Source organism: Mycobacterium sp. SMC-14 (assembly GCF_046250075.1).
Taxonomy (GTDB): domain Bacteria; phylum Actinomycetota; class Actinomycetes; order Mycobacteriales; family Mycobacteriaceae; genus Mycobacterium.
In genome coordinates this window covers 4,582,488-4,605,322 of the sequence record NZ_CP176429.1, presented here as the reverse complement: position 1 = coordinate 4,605,322, position 22,835 = coordinate 4,582,488, and the positions used below count along the sequence as shown (strand labels likewise).

The following is a 22,835-nucleotide window of genomic DNA, read 5'->3' as shown; positions in this document are numbered from 1 at the left end:
CCCCGGTGTCTCGCTGGAACCGATCAAGCCACCCTAATCGCGGCGCCGGCGCCTCAGGCGCTGAGGTGCTCCTTGCGGCGGAGCTCATCGATGCGGGCCAGGACGTCCTCCTGGGCCTCGGGCGAGAGCCCGACGGCCTGGGTCGCGATGCGGCGCACCCCGGCATCCCGGATGCTGTCCAGCCACGACAACTCGGCGTCGAGCTTGGCGTAGTAGTCGTCGTCGGTGAAGAACCCCGGTTTGATCCGGAAGAAGTTGGCCAGTGCTGCCATGGTGGCGGTGGACGGGTTCGTCCGGTTACCCGAGCGCAACTGGGAGAGGTAGGGGGCCGACATCGTGACGCCCTCCGCTTTGAGCGCCGCGATTACCTCGGCGGACGTATGCGGTCCGCGGCCGGGTGGATACACCACATCGAAAAGGCGATTCAAGCGGACAGCGAACGTCGCGCTCATCGATAGGACCTCCAGGGGGGTAGGCAGGCGGTCGACAGGCGCTCCGCGAGGGGGCATGCGGTAGCGCCTGATGATTTGCTGATCATCGTAGCGATAGTTACCGACACAACCAAGGGTGTTTCCGTAGCGAATTCGATCTTGAAGCATGAGATCGGGCTTGGTGCAGTTCATTCGGCCGGCCGGACCGATCACTGTGGCTGGATTTTCTTGTCGCACCAACACAATTGCGTCGTCATCGGTGAGCGAAGGATTCCACCAATACTCCGCTGCTGGTCCTCGCCTCTGGAAGCACCTCCGGTGAAGTGAAGTTTGAACCGTGCACTGAGCTGTCGGCGGGCTTTGCTAACGCGTGGCGGAATCGTCTCCGGCGGGCTGGCCGGAACACCGGAGGGAAGCTCGCCACAGCGCTGAACCTGCCGCCACCGACACCAATCCGGCGACCGAGGCGATGGCCACCGGCCGCCAGCCCAGCGCCTCGTCGAAGAGGATCCACAGGCCGCACGCCAGGAAGAGCAGTGCGGCCGCGGCATGCAGCAGGTGTTCGGGCAGCCGGCGGTGCAGCACCGTCCCGGCCGCGATCGCGACCGCGTCGGCCAGCACCATCCCGATCGTCGCGCCAAGCCATACACCCAGCCAGTTGCGGTCACTGGCCAGCGCGACCGTCGCCAGCATCGTCTTGTCGCCGAGCTCGGCCAACAGCACCGAGGACACCACCGCGAACAGCGCGAATCGCGGCTCGCGGACGGTGGCTTCTCCGGTCCCGGAGTTGGTTCCCTCGCGCCATGTCCACGCGGCGAAACCGATGAAGGCAACGCCGGCGACGGCGGCGATCGGGCGGGCGGGCAACGTCAGGCCGAGAAAATGCCCCACCGTCACCGAGATGCCATGGATGGCGAACGCCGCGATGGCGACCCCGCTGAGAACGACCCACCAGCGATGCCGCAGCGCATAGGTCATGGTTATCAACTGCGATTTGTCGCCGAGTTCAGCGAGGAAGACCACGCCCAGGCTGATCAGCATGGCGGCAAGCATGCGGGACGCCCTTTCGTCGCTGCCGAGGCTAGTGACTCCCCGGCCCGGCCGCCAGCCGGCAGGGAAATTCGGTGGGCCGAATTCGATGATCCGGCAACAGGACAACTCGGGTCGAATTCCCTTACGCGGCAAGCAGCATGGCCAGAATCGCCGTGTCGGGATGGCTGACCGGGTCGACACCGACCCGGCTCACCATCGAGGTGACGGTGCCGTCGGATTCGGCTTCCACCCAGGCGGCCCGATGCTCCAGTCCCAAGTAGGGCAAGCCGGGCAGCAATACGCATCCCGAGGCCGCGCCCCGGCATTCGGGTAGCGAGGGAATGGTCTCCGAGGGCGGGTGCAGCATCAGCAGTGCGGAGGGCTGGCGGCCGGCGAAGTACCCCGGTGCGATCGCCGATTCACCGGTCACGGTGCCCTCGGCCAGCAGCAATCCGACGGTGCCTGGCCCCGGGTTGTCGGGGAGTTCCTCGTGCGTGCCGAACACCGTTGTGGTGGGCAGCAATCCGGGCATGGAAGCGACACGAACCGCGATGCTGAGCAGCTGTGCCCATTCCTTGGTCGACTCGGGCCAGCGGCCGAAGACCACGAATCCGTGCAGCTCGCCACGGGAGTGAAACGGGGCGACTTCGATCGCCCGGCCGGACCCTGTCGTCTCCATCGCGCACCCTCCGCGACATTTGGCCTGTTGGCTGATTCGCCTGCTCGCATTTCAGCGGGTGGGTTATCTGGCAGCATGCGGCACCCACACGGCGGATTCAAGGTGACACGGCGGGGCAGCGGATAACGAAACGGTGAAAAAACCCGGCGGTTCAGCGAGGCTCGACGGAGCAGAGGCGACGCTGGAATCGCCGTATAAAACAGTGGGGCGCCACGCCCATGGCGCGACGCCCCACTCGTGCCGGCGGTGCGGCTAGAAGATCAGCCCCGACGTCTTCGAGGTGGCGGCCGCGAAACGCGACTGCACATCGGCCCAGTTGACCACGTTCCAGAACGCCTTGACGTAGTCCGCCTTGACGTTCTTGTACTGCAGGTAGAAGGCGTGCTCCCACATGTCGACCTGCAGCAGCGGGATGATGCCCAGCGGGACGTTGGCCTGCTGGTCGTAGAGCTGGAAGGTCAGCAGTTTCCCGCCGAGGGTGTCGTAGCCGAGCACCGCCCAGCCCGAACCCTGCAGGCCGTTGGCCGCCGCGGTGAACTGCGCACGGAACTTGTCGAACGAGCCGAACGCGTCGTCGATGGCTGCGGCCAGTTCGCCCGTCGGCTTGTCACCACCATTGGGGGACAGGTTCTTCCACCAGATCGAGTGGTTGACGTGCCCACCGAGGTGGAACGCCAGGTTCTTCTCGTTCAAGAAGATCGCGCCGTGGTCGTCGTTGGCCCGAGCGTCCGCGAGCTTCTCCAGTGCGGAGTTGGCGCCGGCCACGTAGGCGGCGTGGTGCTTGCTGTGGTGCAGTTCGTTGATCTGACCCGAGATGTGCGGCTCAAGAGCTCCGTAATCCCAGTCCAGGTCCGGCAAGGTGTAGTCGGCCACGGGGTTCCTTCCTTCGGTCAGTACTGATCCGGTGTCGATCACCGTTGATCATTGTCGAGAGGCGTTGACGGTCTAGCGGCACCCCACTGCCAGCACGGTCGCGGTGTGATCGGGCCACCTTCACCCACACTGCTCCAACACTGGATGTACCGCAACAACGGGTCGAGCTGACGCGCGGCGTCAGCCGATCACAGTGGTCGGGCTGAGGTTCAGGTCAGGACCAGCGCAAGCAGGACTGACAGCAGCACCAGTGCAATCACTCCCGCGCGCAACGACGCCAGCAGATAGGCGCGCTTGTAGGTGGACGATCCCGCATGCCATCCCGACGCCGTTGCGACGGATCCGGGTCCGATCGGGCGTGCCGTCATTCCCCTGCCCTCAACATCCCTGTGCCCCCAACTTCACCGCGCGCCCACCCCCGTGAGGCGCATCACATCAGTTCTGTGACGGCGATCATAGCGCTTTGTTCGCCCAGTGGAAAAATTCGATGCGATAACCCGACTTACCTGCACGGATGCAATCCGGGGGATTTCGGTCGCTGATCGCTGCAGCGGACGGCTGCTTAGCCGATCAAGCGATTTCGCTCGACGCTGTTAGTCGGTTCGCTTCGACGACGCTGCGTTATCCACAACCAATGCGTCATTCGGTATGTAAGAAGCACATCACGCCGCGTGTGGCTGTCGATGGGTGTGTGGATAAACCTGTGGAAACTGTGGATAGCTGTTGGTAGCTGTCGGCGCCCGGGCGGGCGGCAAGGAACGTCTTCGCCCCCAATTCCCGTCGGCGCTGGCCGTCGCACCGCCGACCTTGCGGTCGCCGCGGTGTTGATGGCGTCGACCCGACTGCGGTCGGCTCCGCCGACCTTGCGGTCGCCGCTAGGCTGGTGCCGTGATCCAGGTCTGTTCCCGCTGCAACACGCGGTGGAACGTGCGCGACCGCCAGCGGGCCTGGTGCCCACGCTGCAACGGTGCGCTGTGGGCGCCGCTGACACCCGAGCAAGAGGCCGAGCTGCAGTGGACCCAACCCGGGCCCCCCGCGCCGCCGCCGGCAGTCGGGGAAGCGCCGCCGCGGCTGGGGCCCGGTTACCGCTGGATCGCAGTACGACCCGGCCCGCCGCCACCGCAGTCGCCTGCCCGGCGTCCGCTCGGCCCCACCCCGCGTTATTCGGTGATGCCCCGCTGGACCCTGATGGGCGGCCCGATTCGCACTGCGGCACAGTCGAAAACGGGGGAGCGGGTGGCGCCTACGGCGCGCTCGCTGGAGAAGACGCTCGCGGCCGCGATCGCCGCGCTGGGCGTGGCGGCCCTGGTGCACGTCTTGATCTATGTGTTGATGATCGTCAATCGCACCATGCTGCTCAATCCCCTGGTTGCCGGTGGCGCGGTGTGGCTGGGCCGGCTGGCCGGGCTCGCCGCGATCGCGGCGGTGGTCGCCTGTGCGGTGGTGCTGACCAGGTGGCTGCTCGCCCGTCGTTCGGTAACCTTCGCCCGATTGCATCTGCCCGAGACGCGCCCGGCTTGGGCGGTGTGGGCTGGGTGCCTGGTGCCGGTGGTCAACCTGGCCTGGGCGCCGGTCTTTGTCATGGAGTTGGCCAAGCGGGAGGGCCGTCTGGACCGGCTGCGCAAACCCATCGTGATGTGGTGGGCGGTGTGGACGGCCAGCACTGCCGTCGCGATCTTCGCCACCGCCACCAGTTGGGCCGACGGGGCCCAAGGCATTGCCGACAATATGGTGGCGACGGTGGTGGCGTACCTTCTCGGCCTGGCCGCAGTGGTGACTGCGGCACGGGTGGTCGAGGGATTCGAGCGACGCTCGATGGGGCGGCCGGCCCACCACTGGGTGGTGGTGGCCGATGGCCGCGATACCGCTGCCGAATCGCCTCCCGCTCCGGCGGCCGCGGCGAAGCCGGACGAAGCCACGACACCGGCCCCGGCTCGTGAGCCCGACGGGCGGGAACCGGCAGCATAAGCCCATGACACCGGCCGGCGATGTCGTCTCGGAACACCCGTTCGTGGTCGCACACCGGGGTGCATCTATCGATCGTCCGGAACACACCCTGGCCGCCTACGACTTGGCGTTGCAGGAGGGGGCCGACGGTGTCGAATGCGACGTGCGGCTGACCAGTGACGGTCATCTGGTCTGCGTGCACGACCGTCGGGTGGATCGGACGTCCAGTGGGGCCGGGGTGGTCAGCGAGATGACGTTGTCGCAGTTGCAGCGCCTCGACTACGGCGCGTGGCACCGTGGCGGGCGAACCGGTTCACCGGAGCTCGACGGCATCGGCGACACGGGCCTGCTCACCCTCGATGCGCTGGTTGCGTTGGTCCTGGACTGGCACCGGCCGGTGAAGATTTTCATCGAGACCAAACATCCGGTGCGATACGGCTCGATGGTCGAGCGTGAGGTGCTGGGGTTACTGCAGCGATTCGGGCTCGCCGCACCGGCATCGGCCTCGCGGTCGCGTGCGGTGGTGATGTCGTTCTCCGCCGCGGCGGTATGGCGGATTCGCCGGGCCGCGCCCCTACTTCCGACGGTGCTACTCGGGTCGGGCGCCCGTTATCTGGGCGGCGGCGCGGCGACGACGGTCGGTGCCACGGCGATCGGTCCGTCGATCGAGACGCTGCGGGAGCATCCGGAGTTGGTGGATCAGGCTGCTGCGCGGGGCCGCGCGCTGTATTGCTGGACCGTCGACCGCAACGAGGACGTCGACTTCTGTCGCGATGTCGGGGTCGCGTGGATCGCAACGAATCAGCCCGCCCGAACCAAGGCGCGGTTGCGGACGGGCTGATCAGCGGGCGAGGGGTTTACCCGCCGGCGATACGCGGCGCGCCGGTCTCTTGGCCCACCGTGATCTCGCGTGCGATGAAGGTCTCCAATTCGAACAGGTTGTGCCCGGCGCGGTCGGCGACGCGGAGCAGCCGGGTCATCAGGGCCATCTCCTCGACCTGCTCGCGGAGGAACCACTGCATGAATTGTTCGCCGAGATGATCGCCCTCGTCGCGCGCGGCGCTGGTCAGCCGGCTGATCTGTTCGGTGACGGTGCGCTCCTGTTCGAGCGTCAGCGCCAGCGCGTCCCGCGGGGCGTCGAACTGGTTACGCACCGCGTCGACGCCGGGGATCTCCACCCGAATGTCGCGGTCGAGCAGGTACTGCACCAGCATCATCGCGTGGTTGCGTTCCTCGACGGCTTGGGCGTAAAAGAACTTCGCCAATTGCGGTAAATCCTCACCGTCGAAATAAACCGCAACCGCGATGTATTGCTGCGCCGCGGTGAATTCGTGGTAGATCTGCTCTTGAAGTAACGCGTGGAATTTCGTCTTGTGGCTGTCGGTCTCGATCATGAACGCGATGCTACCCCTGGTCAGCGATGGTTTGCATCCAAGGTGAGACTTACTCAGGTCAGCATTGCCTAAGTAAAGATAGGGTAGGCTGAAATGGCACAATCGTGCGCGGAAATTAGGTTTGGCTCAATTATCGAAGCTCGACGTGAGTGGTGTATCGCTACGCAATGCGTCGAATAATCGGTCGGCCTGGACGTGGTTCCACACCACCGCGTCGCCGACGTCGGTCGTGATGAATTCACCGATCGGCACGGTCAGCGTGGTGGCGGCACCGCGCAGCGCCCAGCCCAGGCCTGCCAGGTCCAAGACGCCCGAGTCGGCGTCGACGGTAATCGCGTGTGCGGCGGCGTGCGGCACGGTGTACCAGCGCACCGGATTGAGCCAGACCGCCGGATCCGCGACGCGGGCGAGCAGCGCCGACAGGAACAGCCGCTGGTGGGCCATCCGATCCAGGTCGGCGCGCGGTGTGGCCCGGCTACGCACATAGCCCAGCGCGGCCGCCCCGGCCAGTTTCTGGCAGCCGGCCGGCAGACTCAGTCCGGCCAGCGGATCGTCGATCGGTTCGTCCGGGCACAAAGTCACGCCGCCGAGGGCGTCGACGAGCGTGGCGAAACCGCCGAATCCGATCTCCAGATAGTGGTCCAGGCGCAGGCCGGTGGCCTGCTCCACCGTCCGGGTCAGCAGCGGAGCGCCGCCGAGGGTGTACGCGGCGTTGATCTTGTCTTGGCCGTAGCCGGGAATCGTGACGTAGGAGTCGCGCGGCAGCGACACCACGGTGGCCGGCGACGCTGATCCCGCGCCCGGCAGATGGACGAGCAGCACGGTGTCGGTGCGTCCGTCGCCGATGCTCGCGCCGGTGCTCAGGTCCCGCTGCTCCTGCATCGTGAGATCGGCACGGCTGTCCGAGCCGACCAGCAGCCACGTCGTCCCGGGGCCCGGCGCCGCGCGGTCGGCGTATTCGGAGAACGCCACGGTTCGCTGCAGCGCGGTGTCGAGCCAGGCGGCGGCGCCCACCGAACCCGCTGCCCCGAGCAACGCCACCAGCACAGCCAGTACCGCCACCCGGCGCGGCCAGGATCGCTGCCGACGCGAAGCGGGTGGGCGCGGCGCCGGCGGACGCGGCCCGGGCGGGGGCGCCGGGCGGTGACGCGGTTCCGCAAGGCGTGGTGCGGGGTGGGTCATTGGCCGCGGGACGGCTCGGGGTGGCGGCGTCGGCGAGGCCGGCCGGCCCTGGGGGACGCGGTACAGCAGCGGCGGCGGCTCACGGCGCGGCGGCCGAGGAATGTGCCAGGGCTGACCCGGCCCGCGATCGCCGTTCACTCGCCCAATCTACGTATCGCGCGTCGTCGGGGCGATCTCCCCGGCGCGCTGACCGGGCCGGTGGGCGCCGAACACGCCAGTTCATCGCCGTCGCACCACGTTTTTCTCAGGGATTGTTAGAAATTTTCCGAAGAAATCGTTATCTTGTCCACGTTGTCGCCGCGATTGTGGAGAGAGGTCTACCCGCAGATGACTCGTCAGTGCAGCACGAAGCGAAACCGCCGGGTCGCCGGACTGGGAACGGCAGTGGGGGCGTTTCTGGCGTTCGGAGTGATGCCGTTGGCTGCTGCGCCGGTGGCGTCCGCTGAGGGCTTCGAGGACATGTTCGACCAGGTACTGGCCCCGTTCATGGACACGACCACCGGCGGCTTGGACTGGGATGCGGTGTTCAGTCCGGCGGCCTGGGATGCGTTCGCCGGATCGGCGGCTGCGTCATCGCCCCTGGAGAACCTGCTGTACCCCGACGTTGCGGCGTTGGTCCAGAACTGGGTCTACAACCCGCTGTACACCGGTATCGACTGGTTGGTCAGCAACTCGTTGATGGCACCGGTCGTCGATGTGTACAACCAGATCAGTGGGGCACTGGGTCTGGGCCTGATGATCGGCGATGGCGCGGACGGTACGGCCGAGCATGTCGCCGGTGGTGCGGGTGGCTGGTTGTTCGGTGACGGTGGGGCCGGCTGGGACAACACCGAGGTCGGTGGTGCCGGTGGAGCCGGTGGATCGGCCGGGTTCTTCGGTAACGGCGGCGCCGGCGGCGAAGGCGGCGAAGGCGGCAGCGGCGGTGCCGGCGGCGTCGGCGGGTGGTACATGGGCGTCGGTGGCGCCGGTGGTGCGGGTGGCGACGGCGTCAACGGCGTCAACGGTGGCATCGGTGGAGCCGGTGGTGACGGACGCGGGTGGATGCTCGGTATCGGTGGTGCGGGCGGCGACGGCGGGGACGGCACCCACCTGGGTGGCAACGGCGGTGACGGCGGTAACGGGTCGATCTGGTTCGGCGGCGGTGGCGCCGGCGGTGACGGCGGTGACGGTGTCTACCTGAGCCAGGGGGATCTGCCCGCCCTGGGCGGGGCCGGCGGCCTCGCCGGCTCGCTGGGCACCCACGGCGCGGTTGGCCACTTCGGCACGCTGGACGGGGCCCCGGAGAAGGGACCGGCCGAACTCAGCACTGCCGGCGGCTGGATCGTCGACAACGACGGACGAGTCGTCATCCTGCAGGGCGTCAATCAGGTGTACAAGTCGCCGCCGTTCACGCCCGGCGGCGACGGTTTCGGCGCCGACGATGCGGCGTTCCTGGCCGCCAACGGATTCACCGCGGTGCGGGTGGGCCTGTACTGGGACCAGATTGAACCCCAGCCCGGGGTGTACAACTGGGCCTACCTTGATTCGGTCAGGGAGACCATCGCGATCCTCAAGTCGCACGGCATCGTCAGCATCCTCGACATGCACCAGGATCTCTACGGTGTGGAGATCGGTGGGCACGGCGCGCCGGACTGGGCGACGATGTTCAACCCGGACGACAACGACACCACCCAGCCGTTCCCGTTCGCCTACGCACTCAACCCGGCGCAGAACCAGGCCTGGGATGCGTTCTGGGCCAACGAGAAGGTCGACGGTATCGGGCTGCAGAACTACTACGCCCGGATGTGGCAGACCGTCGCCGACTATATGGCTGGCACGCCCGGCGTGGCCGGCTACGAGATCATGAACGAGCCGTGGGCCGGCTCCTCGTGGTTGGGCAGCCTGCTCGGCAACTCGCACTTCGACAACCAGTCGCTGACGCCGTTCTACGACCAGGTGATCTCGGCGATCCGGTCAGTGGACCCGAACACCACGGTGTACTACGAGCCGAACGTACTGTTCGGCAATGCCACCGCGGGCATCAACATGGGCGGGGTCGACGACGACAACGCCGTGTTCTCGTTCCACGACTACTGCATCTTCGACGCCCTGGGTGCCGGCAGTTCCGCCGGCTGCTCGCTCTGGGACGGGATGATGATGGAGAACGCCCAGCGCTACGTCGACCGCTACGGCGTTCCGGGCGTGGTCACCGAGTTCGGCGCCACCGGCAACACCGACACCATCGCCAGCCAGCTGAACTCGATCAACCCGCACAAGTTCGGCTGGCTGTACTGGGGCTACAACGACACGGGCTCGCTGGTGCACGACCCCAGCGTGCCGCCGACCGGCGACAACGTGAACGAGGCCATTGTGGCGACCCTGGCCCAGCCCTACCCCCAGGTGATCGCCGGAATCCCGAACAGCTGGTCGTTCGAGAACGGGGTCTTCTCCTTCAGCTACTCCACGGCGATGGCTGGTGGCGGGGGCAGCTTCGACGCCGGGTCGGAGACCCGGATCTCGATCCCGGACATCCAGTTCCCGGACGGCTACCAGGTGAGCGTCACCGGCGGGCAGGTCGTCTCGGCGGACAACGCCTCGGTGCTGGTCATCGAATCCAACGCCGGCGCGGGCACCATCACCGTCACGGTGACCCGGGCCGCGGGCTGAGGCCTGCGCGGGCCGCCGTAGCGGTCAGCGCAGCCACCCCAGTTTGTCGGCGAACAGTGCGTACCCGACGAAGGCCACGGTGTCGATCAGGCCGTGCGCCAGGATCAGCGGCCACAGCCGCCTGCTGCGCTGCCAGGTGTAGCCGAACACCAGGCCCATGGCGATGTTGCCCAGCCCGGCGCCGAACCCCTGATAGAGGTGGTAGGCGCCGCGCAGTAGCGCCGAACAGGCCAGCGCCACCCGCGGCGACACCCGCAGCTGCCGTAGCCGGGTCAGCAGGTAGCCGACCACGATCACTTCCTCGGCGAACCCGTTGGCGAACGCGATCACGATCAGCATCGGCGCACGCCACCAGGTGTCGTTGATCGCCGCGGGAATGACGTCGGCGTTGAGCCCCAGGATTCGGGCCAGCAGGTACAGGCCCAGTCCGGGCAGTCCGATCAGGGCCGCCAGGCCGAGTGCGCCGGCCAGGTCGGTGCGGCGGGGCCACCCGCCCAGCCCGATACGGGCGGGTCCGATTCCGCTGCGCCACAGCAGGTACAGCGCCAGCGCGCCCCAGGCGATCAGTTGGGCGGCCCAGGCGGCGTTGAGACCGAGGTCGATCAGGTCGAAATAGGACCGGCGAGGGTTGAGGGCGATCCGCTGGGCGCCGAGGTCACGCAGCACCGCGTCGGCGAGCTGCAGAATCGCGGTGACGGCGCTCAGCCCGTAGGTGACGGCCAGGACCAGCAGGATCTCCAGGCGCAGTGCGCCTCGCGGGGTCTGGAGGTCGGTCACCTGGCCACGGTAGCTACTGCTCCTGGCGTCGGGCCTGCAGCCCGTTGAGAAACGGGCAGCCCATCAGTGCGCGCACGGCCCGGTTCAGGCTCAGCACATCCTCGACCGGCTGCGGGAAGCTCAGTCGGACATCGCGGTCCCCGTCGGGCGCCTCTACCCGCAGCCACATGCCGTAGCGGTCCACGGCGAGCGGGCGGGCCTGACCACGCCGCAGCTGTGGCGGCAGCTTGGCGGCGGCGAGCCGGGCGACCATGTCAGGGTGCGCCGAGTCGAGGTGCTGCAACCAATGCGCCTCGATCGCGCAGAACGGGTCGGGACGGGCTGCCAGCAGCTCACGTACGTCGACCGCCTCGGCTCCGGTGGCGTCGGCCAGCACCGCCGACTCGGGCGTCAGCCGCAGCAGTGCGTAGTCGACGTCGGAATCACTGTCGTCGGGTGCACCGGTATCGCGGGCACGCGACGCCGAGCGAGGCGAGACGACCTGGAGCAGAGCAGGGTTCGGGTCGACCGCCGCGATCCGGTCGAGCAGCACGGAGATCTCGCGGTCGGGCACCGGGCGCAGCAGGCCCCGGAGCCACGCCAGGGCACGAACGCGTTCGCGCAGTCGCAACGGCGCGTGATCGGTCAGCTCGAGCATCGCCTGCACGCCGGACTCGGCGGCCTGCGCGACCGGGTCCGCGACGGGGACCGCGACCACCACGGATCCATCTCGCAGCAGGTGGCAGACCGGTGCGTTGACGGGCGCGGCGTCGGCGGCGTCGGCGATCGCCACGAGGGCTTGACCCCGGATGCAGGCGCTGCGAATCCGCTCGGCGGACGTCGGGACGGTTGCTGCTGTAGTCGTGGCCATCGATCACCTTTCGAAGTGAGGTAAGCCTAACTTAATTAATGACTCGGATGGGCGCAACAGGAATTGCGGAATCCGGTCGCGGGTGCCACCGCTGCCGTACGTGACGGTGGCGGCACGTTCGAGGGTCGAATGTGAACTTGGCAGCACGCTCGCGCCGCCGGTGAGCGCGTCGGACGGTCGCGGCCGATAGGGTTGTCCGGTGACCCGCATCAGCTATCTCGGCCCGGCGGGGACCTTCACCGAAGCGGCGCTGCTCGCGTTGACCGGCGCCGGACGGGTTCCCGGCGCCGACCCTCAACCGGTGCCGGCCGAGAGCACCCCGGCCGCTCTCGACGCCGTGCGCACCGGCGCCACCGACTACGCGTGTGTGCCGATCGAGAACTCGATCGAGGGCGGGGTGACACCCACCCTGGACGGGCTTGCGGTCGGCTCGCCGTTGCAGATTTTCGCCGAAACCGCTTTAGATGTCTCGTTCTCGGTGGTTGTCGCGCCGGGACGTGGTGAGGCGGGCATTCGTACGGTGGCCGCTCACCCGGTCGCCGGCGCCCAGGTTCGGCGCTGGTTGGCCCAGCACCTCCCGCAGGCCCAGGTCGTGCCGGCCAATTCCAATGCCGCTGCCGCGCAGCAGGTCTGCGCCGGTGAGGTGGATGCCGGGGTCAGCACCGCGCTGGCCGCCAAGCAGCGGGGTTTGGTGACGCTGGCCGAGGGCGTCATCGACGAACCCAATGCCCGCACGCGTTTCGTGCTGGTGGGCGCCCCCGCGCCGCCGCCGGTGCGTACCGGCGCCGACCGAACGTCCGTGGTGCTGCGTCTGGACAACGCGCCCGGCGCCCTGGCGGCGGCCCTGACGGAGTTCGGAAGTCGCAGTATCGATCTGACTCGCATCGAATCCCGCCCGACCCGCACCGAGCTGGGTACCTACCTGTTCTTCCTGGACTGCGTCGGACACATCGACGACGAAGCGGTCGCCGAGGCTCTGGCGGCGCTGCGCCGCCGCTGCGCGGACGTCCGCTACCTGGGCTCCTGGCCCATCGAGCCGGCGGGCCGAAGCGAGGCGGCGTCGTGAGCGGGCGGCTGGTGCTGCTGCGCCACGGCCAGTCTTACGGCAACGTCGACCGTCGCCTCGACACCCGCCCGCCCGGTTCGGAACTGACTCCGCTGGGCCGCGATCAGGCCAGGGCGTTCGCAGCCGAGGGAGCGCATCGCCCGATGCTGGTCGCCCATTCGGTGGCCACCCGTGCGATCCAGACCGCCGCCGAGATCAGCGGCCGGCTCGGCGTGACCGCCCGGGCGCTCGATGGCATCCACGAGGTGCAGGCCGGTTCGCTGGAGAATCGCAGCGACGATGACGCGATCGCCGAGTTCAACGCGATCTATCAGCGCTGGCACTCCGGCGAGCCCGGCGTCGCGTTGCCCGGCGGCGAGACGGCCGAGCAGGTGCTCGACCGCTACCTACCGGTCGTCACCGACCTGCGGATGCGTTACCTCGACGATGACGAGTGGACCGGGGACATCGTCGTGGTCAGCCACGGTGCGGCGATCCGCCTGGCGGCAGCGACGCTGGCGGGGGTGGACGGCAGCTTCGTGCTGGAGAATCACTTGGAGAACGCCACCGCCGTGGTGCTGGCCCCGATCACCGACGGTCGATGGAGCTGCGTGCAGTGGGGCTCGCTGACGCCGCCGTTCTATCCCGAACCGCACCCGGACCCGGTCGGCGACGCATTGCGCTCCGACACCGACCCGATGGGCTAAACCGCCAGCGCGTATATCTGCGCGCAGCGGCAGCCGACCGCCTCGCAGTCCAGGGCGAACGAGTGCGGCAGCACCTCGCCGGGGCAGCCGTCCTCGGTGCACTCCGCGGGCTGCTGGACGTGGTGGATGAGTGTGCCGTGGCAGTGCTCCAGGCCCGCCCGGCAGTCTCGGCAGTGGTCATCCATGGATCGTTCATAGCACTGCGTGCCGACAGGCTCGTTCCGGCGCGCCGCGTCGAGGGCCGTCAGCTCCAACCCAGTTCGTGCAGCCGGTCGTCGTCGATACCGAAGTGATGGGCGATCTCGTGGATCACCGTGATTCGGACCTCCTCGACGAGTTCGTCGTCGGACTCGCACATCTCCAGCAGTGCATCCCGGTAGATGGTGATGGTGTCCGGCAGCGAGCCGGCATAGCTCGAATCGCGCTCGGTCAGCGCGACCCCCTCGTAGAGCCCGAGCAGGTCGGGCTCCTCGGGGTTGCGGCCCTCGACCAGGATCACCACGTTGTCGAAGGCGGCCGCCAGTTCGGCCGGGATCAGGTCGAGCGCGTCGGAGACGAGATCGTCGAACCGGCGCGGGTCCATCGCGACACTCACCGCGGCTGGCTACCGGCCGGCAGTTGGTTCAGTCGTTCCGCGGGGATCGACGGAGGCGGGATCGGGGGCTGGCCGTTGATCAGCAGCGATCCGCGGGCACTGTTGATCAGCGCCGCCCAGCCACCGTTGCCCAGCGTGGCGCCCAGGCTGCAGGCCACCTCGCGGCTGCCCGCCGACCAGCTGGGCAGGGAGACGGTGGCGTAGGTCAACGTCAACGTCGTGTCGCGCAGCTGCACCGGGTCCAGGTAGGCGTCGGTGAGCCGGGTACAGGAATCCTTGATGAACGCATCCTGCTCGGCCTCGGGGGGCAGCGCGTCGGGGAACCGCTCGGTCAGATTGACCGTGCCGGTGACCTCCTTGGTATGCGGCGCCGCGCAGTCGACCGGAACGTCGTTGGGCTGGTTGGTGGCCGGATCGATGCCCAGGCAGGTGCCCGGCGGCCAGACCTTGGACTGGTCGATGTCGGCGACCTTGCCGACGAACGCGGTCTGCCGGCCGCCCACGCCGGGCAGCTGCAGGCCGCACAGCATCCGGCGCTCACCGTGCTGGCGCCATGCGCGTTCGCCGGCCCACAACATGCTGGCGACGAACTTGCTGTGCGGGTCGAACTTGGCGCCGAGGTAGCGGCGCACCGACGACTCGCACTGCTCCTGGGTGATCTGCTCGATGCGGGCCATCGACGGCGGCGGGGCGTCGGGACCGTATTCGGCGCCCGGGAACATCTTCATGTCCACCGGGCCGGCCACCTCGAACTTGTGCTCGTCGGTGCAGCTGACGATCGTCGCCGCGTCCAAGTCGTTCTCCGGCCAGTTCAGGCAGTCGCCGGCAACCGCGTGGTCGATCGCTTCGTTGCCCTTGACCGTGCCGAGTCCCAGCCCCGGCCCGGTGCCCTTGCCGCCCGCCCCCGGCGCCGGCTCGGCGTTCAGATGGCCCAGCAGTCCGCCGGGGCCCTCGCCGACGACGGGAACAACGGTGATCAAACCGGCGATCAGCAACCCACCCAGCGCGGTGAGCAACAGGGCACGGCGGGTCGGGGCGGCTTGGAGCGTGCGTCGCCAAGACACCCGCTTGGCGGGTGGATTCTCCTGGTCGGCTGCCTCTGACATCGGGTCCATTCTGACAGGCAGCCGCGAGCGCGTGACAAATGATGCGAAAGTGATGCAGCCGGGCAGGTTGTAGGGTTTTGCCGTGATCGACCTGAAGCTGCTGCGTGAAGATCCCGACCGTGTCCGCCGCTCCCAGGTGGGTCGCGGTGAGGACCCGGCCCTGGTGGACGCCTTGCTGGCCGCCGACACCGCTCGACGTGCCGCCATCGCGGCGGCTGACTCGTTGCGTGCCGACCAGAAGTCAGCCAGCCGGTCGGTCGGGGCGGCATCGCCGCAGGAGCGCCCGGCCCTGCTGGCGCGGGCCAAGGAGCTGGCCGAGCAGGTCAAGGCCGCCGAGTCCGCCCAGGGCGAGGCCGAGGCGGCGTTCACCGCGGCGCACATGGCGATCGCCAACGTGGTGATCGACGGGGTGCCGTCGGGCGGCGAGGACGACTTCGCGGTGCTGGACGTGATCGGCGAGCCGCCGGCGATCGAGAATCCGCGCGACCACCTCGAGCTCGGTGAGGCGCTGGGCCTGATCGACATGGGACGCGGAGCCAAGGTCTCCGGCTCGCGGTTCTACTTCCTGACCGGCCGCGGTGCGCTGCTGCAGCTGGGCCTGTTGCAGCTGGCTGTGCGCCTGGCGGTCGACAACGGGTTCACCCCGATGATCACCCCGTCGCTGGTCCGTCCCGAAGTCATGTCCGGCACCGGATTTCTGGGCGCGCACGCCGACGAAATCTATCGGCTCGAGGCCGACGACCTCTACCTGGTGGGCACCTCGGAGGTGCCGCTGGCCGGCTACCACTCGGACGAGATCCTCGACCTGTCGGCCGGGCCGCTGCGCTACGCCGGGTGGTCGTCGTGCTTTCGCCGGGAGGCCGGCAGCTACGGCAAGGACACCCGCGGCATCATTCGGGTGCACCAGTTCGACAAGGTCGAGGGGTTCGTCTACTGCCGGCCCGAGGACGCCGAAGCCGAACACGACCGGCTGCTCGGCTGGCAGCGCGAGATGCTGGCCCATATCGAGGTGCCCTACCGGGTGATCGACGTCGCCGCAGGCGATCTCGGGTCCTCGGCCGCCCGCAAATTCGACTGTGAGGCGTGGGTGCCCTCCCAGGGCACGTACCGGGAGCTGACCTCGACGTCGAACTGCACCACCTTCCAGGCCCGCAGGCTGGCGACCCGCTACCGCGACGAGAACGGCAAGCCGCAGACTGCGGCCACCCTCAACGGCACCCTGGCCACCACCCGGTGGCTGGTGGCCATCCTGGAGAACCACCAGCAGCCCGACGGCAGTGTTCGGGTGCCGCAGGCGCTGGTGCCCTACGTCGGCGTGGAGGTGCTGGAGCCGTCCAGCTCCTGACCGGCATCCGCGTCAGGCGGTGAAGAGTCGCCGTGAGCAGTCCAACAGCATCCGGTGCAGTTCCTCGTTGGGAATGTCCGACACCGCGGGATCGGCTGCCGCGCCGAGAATTCCGGGCACCAGAACCGCGATCGCGATGAGGGTGGCCGGGTCGGGCTGTGGTCCCGCCAGGATGGTCTGCAAGCGCCGGGAGGCGTCCCGGAAGTCTCCGATGGCCTCGACGACTCCCACCACGGCGGGATCGGTGTGGACCAGGGCCGTGGTGCGACGGTGCCGCACAGCCAGTTCGATGATGCCGCTGATGGTGGCCTCGCGCTGAACCTCGCGGGAGTCGATGGCCTCGACGATAGCGACCACCCGGGCGATGTCCTCGAACACCGGGCGAAACACCTCGACGACGATGTCGTCCTTGCAGTGGAACTGGTAGTACACCGCTGACTTGTTGACGCCCAATCGGTCGGCGATCATCTGCAGCGAGGTGCCGCTCACCCCGTGCTCGGCGAACAACCCTTGCGCGGCCTCTAATACGCGCTCCCGCGCGAATCCCCGCGGCGCCATCGTCTTCGCCACTGCATGTCTCCCTGCTGTCGGAGTCGACCGTTCACGGACGTGAGCCACACCGCACGGTTCTGCTGACCGATCGCTTGATTCTACTTTACCGATCGTATAACTTGGCTTTCCGTCACGCTTAACCGCAGATCTGGACAGAAAGGGCGTCGCCGATGCTGAACCCACAGGTGCACAGGCTTTCCCGCTCTGATCAGGCCACGCTGTCCCCGGGCGTCACGGCTTATGTGGTTGACGCGCCGGAGATCGTGGCCGGTGACCACCCGTTGTTCGATGCGATCGCCGAACTGGGCGCCACCGCGAATCGGTTCGCGGCCGACACCCATGTCCTGGTAGTGGTCAGCAAGGCCACCGGCAAGGTCGGATCCGCTCGGTGAAGGCGCTGAGGCGGGCGTGGATGCCGCTGCTCATCGTGGCGGTGGTGGTGCTCGGGACGCTGACCGTGCTGCGGTTGCGCACCTATTTCGGGGGCGACAACTCGCACCTGATCAGCACCAAAGTCGATGACACCAAGCCGTACAACCCGAAGGTCGTCACCTACGAGGTCTTCGGTGAACCCGGCGCGACAGCCGACATCAGATACCTCGACCTCGACAGCAGGCCCCAGCACGTCGACGCCGCAACACTGCCGTGGTCGGTGACCCTGAGCACCACGCTGTCCGCGGTATCGCCGAACCTCTACGCGCAGGGCAAAGGCTCCACCCTGGGCTGCCGCATCAGCATCGACAACGAGCTCAAAGACGAGAGAACCGCCACCGGCGTCAGCGCCCTGACCTTCTGCTTGGTGAAATCTGCATGAGCACTTCTACGGACAACTTCCCGCCCGAGGCGCCCACCGAGACCATGCCCGCTGTTGCGGAGTATCCCAAGCCGGGTGCGGTGGCGAAATGGATTCGACGACTGGCTATTCCGATCATGCTGGGCTGGATTGGGATCATCGTTCTGGCGAACGTGACCGTCCCCCAGCTGGAGAAGGTCGCCGAAATGGCCGCGGTCCAGATGACCCCGGACGATGCGCCCTCGATGATCGCGGTCAAACGTCAGGGCGAGGTGTTCAAGGAGTTCACCTCCAACAGCTCGGTCATGCTGGTCCTCGAGGGCGACGAGCCGCTGGGTGCCGATGCGCACCATTACTACGACCAGATCATCGACAAACTGAAGGCCGACACCACCCACGTCGAACACATCCAGGATTTCTGGGGTGATCGCCTGACCGCCGCGGGAGCTCAGAGCCCGGACGGCAAGAGCGCGTACGTGCAGATCTATACCGCGGGAAACCAGGGTGAGGCGCTGGCCAACGAATCGGTCAGAGCTGTCAATCAAGCAGTAGACAGTGTCACCGCGCCACCGGGTGTGAAGGCGTATGTGACCGGCGGTGCGGCGCTGGCGGCCGATCAGGACAAGGCCGGCACCCGCAGCATGCACATGATCGAGTCTCTGACGTTCGTCGTCATCATCACCATGATGCTGACGGTCTACCGATCCATCACCACCGTGGCGCTGGCGCTGGCGATGGTGGTGACCGGGCTGGCGTCGGCTCGGGGCATCGTCGCGTTCCTGGGCTATCACGGTCTGATCGGTCTGTCGCCCTTTGCCACCAGTCTGTTGGTGACACTGGCCATCGCGGCAGCCACCGACTACGCGATCTTCCTGATCGGCCGATATCAGGAAGCGCGCAGCGCGGGCGAGGACCGGGAACAGGCGTACTACACCATGTTTCGCAGCACGGCGCATGTGGTGCTCGGCTCGGGCATGACGATCGCGGGCGCCACCTTGTGCCTGCACTTCACCCGGTTGCCCTACTTCCAGTCGTTGGGGATTCCGCTGGGGATCGGCATGACCATCGTCGTCATCACCTCGCTGACGATGGGGTCCGCCGTCATCGCGGTGGCGGGGCGGTTCGGCACCCTGCTGGAACCGAAGCGAGCCAACAGAGGACGCGGCTGGCGCAAAATCGGTGCGGCCGTGAGCCGTTGGCCAGGGCCGATTCTGATCGCCGCGACTGCGGCCGCACTGGTCGGCATCCTCGCCCTGCCCGGGTACAAGCCCGGCTACAACGACCGCGCCTACATGCCCGCGGATCTACCCGCCAACCAAGGGTTCCTGGCGTCGGACCGGCACTTTCCCTCAGCGCGGATGAACCCCGAGATGCTCATGATCGAAACAGACCACGACATTCGAAACTCCGGGGACTTTCTGGTGATCGAGCGAATCGCCAAGCGGGTCACCGGGGTAGAGGGTGTCTCGCGCGTTATGTCCATCACCCGGCCGCAGGGCATTCCGATGGAACACTCCACCTTCGGCTACATGCTCGGCATGCAGGCCGTCAGCCAGGACATGACCCGCAAGTTCAACGAGGATCGCACGGCGGACATGCTGGCCCAAGCAGAGGATATGCAGGTCAACATCGACACCATGACGAAGATGATCGAGCTCATGGAGGAGATGAACGCCACCATGGGGCGCATGGTCGGCAAGATGCACCTGATGGTCGACGACATCGAAGAACTGCGCGACAAGATCGCCAACTTCGACGACTTCTTCCGGCCGATGCGCAGCTACTTCTATTGGGAACCACACTGTTTCGACATTCCGGTCTGCCACTCGCTGCGGTCGGTCTTCGACGCCATGGATGGTGTCGACACCATGACCGACAACTTCAAGCAGATCGTTCCGGACATGGACGCGATGGCGGCGCAACTGCCACAGATGCTCACGCTGATGCCGCCGATGATCCAGATGATGACGAACGCCAAGGCAATGATGCAGGCCACCTACGCCACCCAGAGCGGACTGGCCAAGCAGGCGCAGGAAGCCCAAGGGGATCCCGCCGCGATGGGGGAGGCCTTCGACAAGGCCCGCAACGACGACTCGTTCTACCTGCCGCCGGAGATCTTCGACAACGCCGAATTCCAGCGCGGCATGAAGAGTTTCGTGTCGCCGGACGGGCGTGCCGTGCGGTTCATCGTCAACCACGAGGGCGATCCACTGAGCGCAGAGGGCATCAAGCACATCGACGCGATCAAGCTCGCTGCCAAGGAAGCCATCAAGACCACCCCCTGGGAGGGCTCGAAGATCTACGTCGGCGGTACCGCCGCGATGTTCAAAGACATGCAGGAGGGCTCCAATTACGACCTGATGATCGCGGGCGTCGCGGCGTTGTGCCTGATCTTCATCATCATGCTGATCATCACCCGTGCCGTGGTGGCCGCGCTGGTGATCGTGGGCACCGTGGTGGTATCACTCGGCAGCGCCTTCGGACTCTCGGTGCTGCTGTGGCAGAACATCATCGGACTGCAGGTGCACTGGATGGTGATGGCGATGGCGGTGATCATCCTGCTGGCGGTGGGCGCCGACTACAACCTGTTGCTGGTTTCCCGCCTGCGCGAGGAGATCCACGCCGGCCTGCACACCGGCATGATCCGGGCGATGGGCGGCAGCGGCTCGGTGGTGACCGCCGCGGGACTGGTGTTCGCCTTCACCATGATGACGATGGCGATCAGCGAACTGCGCGTGATCGGTCAGGTGGGCACCACCATCGGCTTGGGGCTGTTGCTCGACACCCTGATCATCCGCTCGTTCATGACGCCGTCGATCGCGACTCTGCTCGGCAAATGGTTCTGGTGGCCGCAGGTGCCCCGACTGCGTCCCAAGCCCGCACCCTGGCCGGCGCCGTTGCAGCGCAACCCGAGCGACGACCTCGTGGAGTCCGGCGGTGGAGCGCATCGGGGAGGTTGGTGATGAGGTTCGGAGCCGCATACGCGTTGGCAGGTGTGTCAGCGGCAATCCTGTTCGCGGTGCCCGCGCACGCCGATGTCGACACCGATTTCGCCGGCCGATTGCATGGTTACGGCATCTACGGGCCGCGTGACTACAACGCCTGGCTCGGCAAACTCACCTGTAAACGGTTGACCAACGACGTCGACCATGACGCGTTCGAGTCGGCGGCCTTCGTGGGCAAGAACATCAAGGGTGCCGACTCCCAGCAGGCCTGGCAATTCGTGGGTACCGCGTTGAGCACCTACTGCCCCGACAAGCTGATCGTTCTGGAACAGGCCGGAGGTACTCGATGAACCGCAAGAGCTGGGCTCTGACGGTAGGGCTGCTGACCGGTATGGCCGCGGCGGGGACTGCGTCGGCGGATGCGACGGAGAACTTTCCGATTCCCAACCGGATGCTGCACACCACCTGTACCGCCGAACAGATCATGGCGGCCGCCCGCGATGTCGCGCCGGTCTACTACGAGCGCTACATGATCGACTACAACAACAAGTCCCCGCAGGTCCATGAGGCGGTGCAGGATCGGATTCACTGGTTCTACTCCATGGACTACCCGGGCCGTCGCGCCTACTCGGAGAACCTGGCCACCGACATCTACTACGAGAAGCTTGCTTTCACGTGGCCGAACTGGGCCAAGTTGTTCTTCAACAACCACGGGGTTGCTGCCCGGGCCACCGATGTGTGCGCGCAGTACCCCGCTGCCGACATGGGGGTGTGGAACTGGACCTGACCCGCTAGGTCAGTAACGTCATGATCTGCCGTGCCGTGTCCAGCAGGATCTCGTGCAGCTGTTCGTCGGCGATGTCTGCCAGTTCTGGGTCGGCTGCCGCGGTGAAGGCTCCAGCCATCAGGGTGGTCGTGATCACCCGAGTTCTGGCATCGGGATTGGGGCCCCGCAGGATGGCCGCCGCGGCGTCGCTAACGGCCATGAAGTCGTCGCGGGCCCGCACCGCGTGCTCCATGCCGCGGTCGTAGAACAGGAAGGCGAGCCGGCGGTAGCGGACGGCGAGCTCGACGACGCCACTGACGGTCACGTCGCGCTGGCCCTGCCGGGTCGGCATGGCCTCCGCGATCTTGATGACCCGGACGATGTCGTCGAACATCGGTTCCACGAGCGCCACGACAATGTCATCGCGGGACCGGAACTGGTAGTAGACAGCGGGTTTGCTCACGCCCAGCCGGTCGGCGATCATCTGCATGGATGTGCCACCGATGCTGTGCTCGATGAACAGGTCCAAGGCCGCCTGCAGCACCCGCGCGCGCGCGGAGCCGCGCGCCGCCACCGGCTTGGCCACGACATTCCTCCTCCTCGACGCGGCCAGCCTATCGCGCGAGGCCGGGGTCGCCGGCCGCTACGGGGCACTGTCATTTCGCACAGCGGGCGAGGTCGGGGTCGCCGGCCGCTACGCCGCAGCTTTGGCGTGCCGGTGCTGGCGCTCGATGGTGGCGAAGTAGAAGGCGTAGGCGAACGCGCAGCTGGTGAACAGACTCGACACGAAGTAGAGCCACGGGCGCCGCAGTCCACGCCGGTAGCCGTCGACGATGGTGAACAGCGGCAGCAGAACGACGTTGATGATCGTGTAGTCCTGGCTGGCCGAACCGGCGGCCGGGTTGGTGAACATCAGCTGGATGTACTGCGTCCAGCTGCCCGGCCCCCAGATCGGATTGTGGTTGGGACCCTGCGCGTACTCGTTGACGAAGCGGATGTTGAAGTACCAGCCCAGCACGATCGACGCGATGCCGATCAGGTAGTACACGATCTCCAGGGGTGAGAACGATGCACCCCCAGGGGGTTTCGCGAAAACCGCGCGATTGGATGCCACGATCCACCAGATGGTTGCCAGGCCCAGTACTGCATGCACGATGAGCGAGATCATGC

The 22,835-nt window shown here is 67.2% G+C and carries 26 protein-coding genes; 11 read left to right on the top strand and 15 right to left on the bottom strand.

Annotation, left to right across the window (positions count from 1 at the left end; translation table 11 throughout):
* Positions 1-53: 53 nt before the first annotated feature.
* The 5 genes from ACKY0W_RS21365 to ACKY0W_RS21345 form a co-directional block, all read right to left on the bottom strand.
* Positions 54-452, bottom strand: coding sequence for a transcriptional regulator (locus ACKY0W_RS21365; RefSeq protein ID WP_406756671.1), 399 nt, complete (start codon positions 450-452; stop codon positions 54-56).
* Positions 453-794: 342 nt separating this feature from the next.
* The gene (locus ACKY0W_RS21360; protein WP_409435711.1) at positions 795-1,484 is read right to left on the bottom strand and encodes a TMEM165/GDT1 family protein; all 690 of its coding nucleotides are present in this window, start codon (positions 1,482-1,484) and stop codon (positions 795-797) included.
* A gap of 121 nt (positions 1,485-1,605) precedes the next feature.
* The gene (locus ACKY0W_RS21355) at positions 1,606-2,142 is read right to left on the bottom strand and encodes a peptidase (protein ID WP_406756673.1); all 537 of its coding nucleotides are present in this window, start codon (positions 2,140-2,142) and stop codon (positions 1,606-1,608) included.
* A 252-nt stretch (positions 2,143-2,394) separates the two neighbouring features.
* Complete coding sequence (locus tag ACKY0W_RS21350) at positions 2,395-3,015, bottom strand: superoxide dismutase (RefSeq protein WP_406756674.1); 621 nt, start codon at positions 3,013-3,015, stop codon at positions 2,395-2,397.
* A 209-nt stretch (positions 3,016-3,224) separates the two neighbouring features.
* Complete coding sequence (locus ACKY0W_RS21345) at positions 3,225-3,383, bottom strand: hypothetical protein (protein ID WP_409435710.1); 159 nt, start codon at positions 3,381-3,383, stop codon at positions 3,225-3,227.
* Between the two features lie 520 nt (positions 3,384-3,903).
* Between ACKY0W_RS21345 and ACKY0W_RS21340 the strand changes: the two genes are divergently transcribed.
* Together ACKY0W_RS21340 and ACKY0W_RS21335 are read left to right on the top strand one after the other, a co-directional pair.
* Positions 3,904-4,983: a DUF4328 domain-containing protein gene (locus ACKY0W_RS21340; RefSeq protein WP_409435709.1), complete on the top strand. Its 1,080-nt coding sequence runs from the start codon at positions 3,904-3,906 to the stop codon at positions 4,981-4,983.
* A gap of 4 nt (positions 4,984-4,987) precedes the next feature.
* A complete protein-coding gene (locus ACKY0W_RS21335; protein ID WP_409435708.1) occupies positions 4,988-5,803 on the top strand; it encodes a glycerophosphodiester phosphodiesterase in 816 nt (271 codons plus the stop codon).
* A 16-nt stretch (positions 5,804-5,819) separates the two neighbouring features.
* Here ACKY0W_RS21335 and ACKY0W_RS21330 read toward each other — a convergent pair whose 3' ends face one another.
* Positions 5,820-6,356, bottom strand: a complete 537-nt coding sequence (locus ACKY0W_RS21330) for a ferritin (protein ID WP_406756678.1) — start codon at positions 6,354-6,356, stop codon at positions 5,820-5,822.
* A gap of 126 nt (positions 6,357-6,482) precedes the next feature.
* A complete protein-coding gene (locus ACKY0W_RS21325; protein ID WP_409435707.1) occupies positions 6,483-7,676 on the bottom strand; it encodes an LCP family protein in 1,194 nt (397 codons plus the stop codon).
* A 246-nt stretch (positions 7,677-7,922) separates the two neighbouring features.
* On the opposite strand from ACKY0W_RS21325, the gene ACKY0W_RS21320 reads away from it, so the two are divergent.
* Positions 7,923-10,184 carry a cellulase family glycosylhydrolase gene (locus tag ACKY0W_RS21320; RefSeq protein WP_409435706.1) on the top strand — a complete coding sequence of 754 codons (2,262 nt, stop codon included), beginning with the start codon at positions 7,923-7,925 and terminating at the stop codon, positions 10,182-10,184.
* A 24-nt stretch (positions 10,185-10,208) separates the two neighbouring features.
* Here the strand turns inward: ACKY0W_RS21320 and ACKY0W_RS21315 are convergent, their stop codons facing one another.
* Both ACKY0W_RS21315 and ACKY0W_RS21310 read right to left on the bottom strand, forming a co-directional pair.
* Positions 10,209-10,961, bottom strand: a complete 753-nt coding sequence (locus ACKY0W_RS21315; RefSeq protein WP_409435705.1) for a CPBP family intramembrane glutamic endopeptidase — start codon at positions 10,959-10,961, stop codon at positions 10,209-10,211.
* A gap of 13 nt (positions 10,962-10,974) precedes the next feature.
* Positions 10,975-11,811, bottom strand: coding sequence for a DUF2470 domain-containing protein (locus ACKY0W_RS21310; RefSeq protein WP_409435704.1), 837 nt, complete (start codon positions 11,809-11,811; stop codon positions 10,975-10,977).
* A 199-nt stretch (positions 11,812-12,010) separates the two neighbouring features.
* On the opposite strand from ACKY0W_RS21310, the gene pheA reads away from it, so the two are divergent.
* Both pheA and ACKY0W_RS21300 read left to right on the top strand, forming a co-directional pair.
* On the top strand, positions 12,011-12,877 hold the full coding sequence (gene pheA, locus ACKY0W_RS21305) for a prephenate dehydratase (protein WP_409435703.1): 867 nt from the start codon (positions 12,011-12,013) through the stop codon (positions 12,875-12,877).
* Complete coding sequence (locus tag ACKY0W_RS21300; protein ID WP_409435702.1) at positions 12,874-13,563, top strand: histidine phosphatase family protein; 690 nt, start codon at positions 12,874-12,876, stop codon at positions 13,561-13,563. The genes pheA and ACKY0W_RS21300 overlap by 4 nt, the downstream gene beginning before the upstream one ends.
* Here the strand turns inward: ACKY0W_RS21300 and ACKY0W_RS21295 are convergent.
* Genes ACKY0W_RS21295 through ACKY0W_RS21285 form a run of 3 tightly spaced genes read right to left on the bottom strand, consistent with a single transcriptional unit; the run spans position 13,560 to position 15,273 of the window.
* On the bottom strand, positions 13,560-13,748 hold the full coding sequence (locus ACKY0W_RS21295; protein WP_409435701.1) for a hypothetical protein: 189 nt from the start codon (positions 13,746-13,748) through the stop codon (positions 13,560-13,562). The two genes, ACKY0W_RS21300 and ACKY0W_RS21295, sit on opposite strands and share 4 nt — an antisense overlap.
* A gap of 59 nt (positions 13,749-13,807) precedes the next feature.
* Positions 13,808-14,158: a metallopeptidase family protein gene (locus ACKY0W_RS21290; RefSeq protein ID WP_409435700.1), complete on the bottom strand. Its 351-nt coding sequence runs from the start codon at positions 14,156-14,158 to the stop codon at positions 13,808-13,810.
* The gene (locus ACKY0W_RS21285) at positions 14,155-15,273 is read right to left on the bottom strand and encodes a septum formation family protein (RefSeq protein WP_409435699.1); all 1,119 of its coding nucleotides are present in this window, start codon (positions 15,271-15,273) and stop codon (positions 14,155-14,157) included. Before ACKY0W_RS21285 ends, ACKY0W_RS21290 begins: the two co-directional genes overlap by 4 nt.
* Before the next feature lie 73 nt (positions 15,274-15,346).
* On the opposite strand from ACKY0W_RS21285, the gene serS reads away from it, so the two are divergent.
* Entirely contained in the window at positions 15,347-16,609 is a 1,263-nt protein-coding gene (gene serS, locus ACKY0W_RS21280) for a serine--tRNA ligase (RefSeq protein WP_409435698.1), read from the top strand.
* A 12-nt stretch (positions 16,610-16,621) separates the two neighbouring features.
* On the opposite strand, the gene ACKY0W_RS21275 is transcribed toward serS, so the two are convergent.
* Positions 16,622-17,179, bottom strand: coding sequence for a TetR/AcrR family transcriptional regulator (locus ACKY0W_RS21275; RefSeq protein ID WP_409435697.1), 558 nt, complete (start codon positions 17,177-17,179; stop codon positions 16,622-16,624).
* A gap of 152 nt (positions 17,180-17,331) precedes the next feature.
* Here ACKY0W_RS21275 and ACKY0W_RS21270 point away from each other — a divergent pair, with 152 nt between their 5' ends.
* Genes ACKY0W_RS21270 through ACKY0W_RS21250 form a run of 5 tightly spaced genes read left to right on the top strand, consistent with a single transcriptional unit; the run spans position 17,332 to position 21,686 of the window.
* A complete protein-coding gene (locus ACKY0W_RS21270) occupies positions 17,332-17,553 on the top strand; it encodes a hypothetical protein (protein ID WP_125078643.1) in 222 nt (73 codons plus the stop codon).
* Complete coding sequence (locus ACKY0W_RS21265; RefSeq protein WP_125078644.1) at positions 17,550-17,975, top strand: MmpS family transport accessory protein; 426 nt, start codon at positions 17,550-17,552, stop codon at positions 17,973-17,975. The genes ACKY0W_RS21270 and ACKY0W_RS21265 overlap by 4 nt, the downstream gene beginning before the upstream one ends.
* On the top strand, positions 17,972-20,917 hold the full coding sequence (locus tag ACKY0W_RS21260) for an RND family transporter (protein WP_409435696.1): 2,946 nt from the start codon (positions 17,972-17,974) through the stop codon (positions 20,915-20,917). Before ACKY0W_RS21265 ends, ACKY0W_RS21260 begins: the two co-directional genes overlap by 4 nt.
* Entirely contained in the window at positions 20,917-21,249 is a 333-nt protein-coding gene (locus ACKY0W_RS21255; protein ID WP_409435695.1) for a DUF732 domain-containing protein, read from the top strand. Before ACKY0W_RS21260 ends, ACKY0W_RS21255 begins: the two co-directional genes overlap by 1 nt.
* On the top strand, positions 21,246-21,686 hold the full coding sequence (locus ACKY0W_RS21250; RefSeq protein WP_409435694.1) for a DUF5078 domain-containing protein: 441 nt from the start codon (positions 21,246-21,248) through the stop codon (positions 21,684-21,686). Before ACKY0W_RS21255 ends, ACKY0W_RS21250 begins: the two co-directional genes overlap by 4 nt.
* 4 nt (positions 21,687-21,690) lie before the next feature.
* Here ACKY0W_RS21250 and ACKY0W_RS21245 read toward each other — a convergent pair whose 3' ends face one another.
* Together ACKY0W_RS21245 and ACKY0W_RS21240 are read right to left on the bottom strand one after the other, a co-directional pair.
* Positions 21,691-22,251 (bottom strand): TetR/AcrR family transcriptional regulator, encoded by a 561-nt coding sequence (locus ACKY0W_RS21245; RefSeq protein WP_409435693.1) that lies wholly within the window; start codon positions 22,249-22,251, stop codon positions 21,691-21,693.
* Between the two features lie 108 nt (positions 22,252-22,359).
* On the bottom strand, positions 22,360-22,833 hold the full coding sequence (locus tag ACKY0W_RS21240; protein WP_409435692.1) for a DUF2834 domain-containing protein: 474 nt from the start codon (positions 22,831-22,833) through the stop codon (positions 22,360-22,362).
* Positions 22,834-22,835: the final 2 nt, after the last annotated feature.

Bases quoted from the DNA above. Each gene is read 5' to 3' on its own strand.
- ACKY0W_RS21310 (WP_409435704.1), bottom strand. From the start codon at position 11,811: ATGGCCACGACTACAGCAGCAACCGTCCCGACGTCCGCCGAGCGGATT.
- ACKY0W_RS21355 (WP_406756673.1), bottom strand. From the start codon at position 2,142: ATGGAGACGACAGGGTCCGGCCGGGCGATCGAAGTCGCCCCGTTTCAC.
- ACKY0W_RS21240 (WP_409435692.1), bottom strand. From the start codon at position 22,833: ATGATCTCGCTCATCGTGCATGCAGTACTGGGCCTGGCAACCATCTGG.
- ACKY0W_RS21285 (WP_409435699.1), bottom strand. From the start codon at position 15,273: ATGGACCCGATGTCAGAGGCAGCCGACCAGGAGAATCCACCCGCCAAG.
- ACKY0W_RS21270 (WP_125078643.1), top strand. From the start codon at position 17,332: ATGCTGAACCCACAGGTGCACAGGCTTTCCCGCTCTGATCAGGCCACG.
- ACKY0W_RS21295 (WP_409435701.1), bottom strand. From the start codon at position 13,748: ATGGATGACCACTGCCGAGACTGCCGGGCGGGCCTGGAGCACTGCCAC.
- ACKY0W_RS21255 (WP_409435695.1), top strand. From the start codon at position 20,917: ATGAGGTTCGGAGCCGCATACGCGTTGGCAGGTGTGTCAGCGGCAATC.
- ACKY0W_RS21335 (WP_409435708.1), top strand. From the start codon at position 4,988: ATGACACCGGCCGGCGATGTCGTCTCGGAACACCCGTTCGTGGTCGCA.
- ACKY0W_RS21365 (WP_406756671.1), bottom strand. From the start codon at position 452: ATGAGCGCGACGTTCGCTGTCCGCTTGAATCGCCTTTTCGATGTGGTG.
- ACKY0W_RS21260 (WP_409435696.1), top strand. From the start codon at position 17,972: ATGAGCACTTCTACGGACAACTTCCCGCCCGAGGCGCCCACCGAGACC.
- ACKY0W_RS21250 (WP_409435694.1), top strand. From the start codon at position 21,246: ATGAACCGCAAGAGCTGGGCTCTGACGGTAGGGCTGCTGACCGGTATG.
- ACKY0W_RS21360 (WP_409435711.1), bottom strand. From the start codon at position 1,484: ATGCTTGCCGCCATGCTGATCAGCCTGGGCGTGGTCTTCCTCGCTGAA.
- ACKY0W_RS21345 (WP_409435710.1), bottom strand. From the start codon at position 3,383: ATGACGGCACGCCCGATCGGACCCGGATCCGTCGCAACGGCGTCGGGA.
- ACKY0W_RS21330 (WP_406756678.1), bottom strand. From the start codon at position 6,356: ATGATCGAGACCGACAGCCACAAGACGAAATTCCACGCGTTACTTCAA.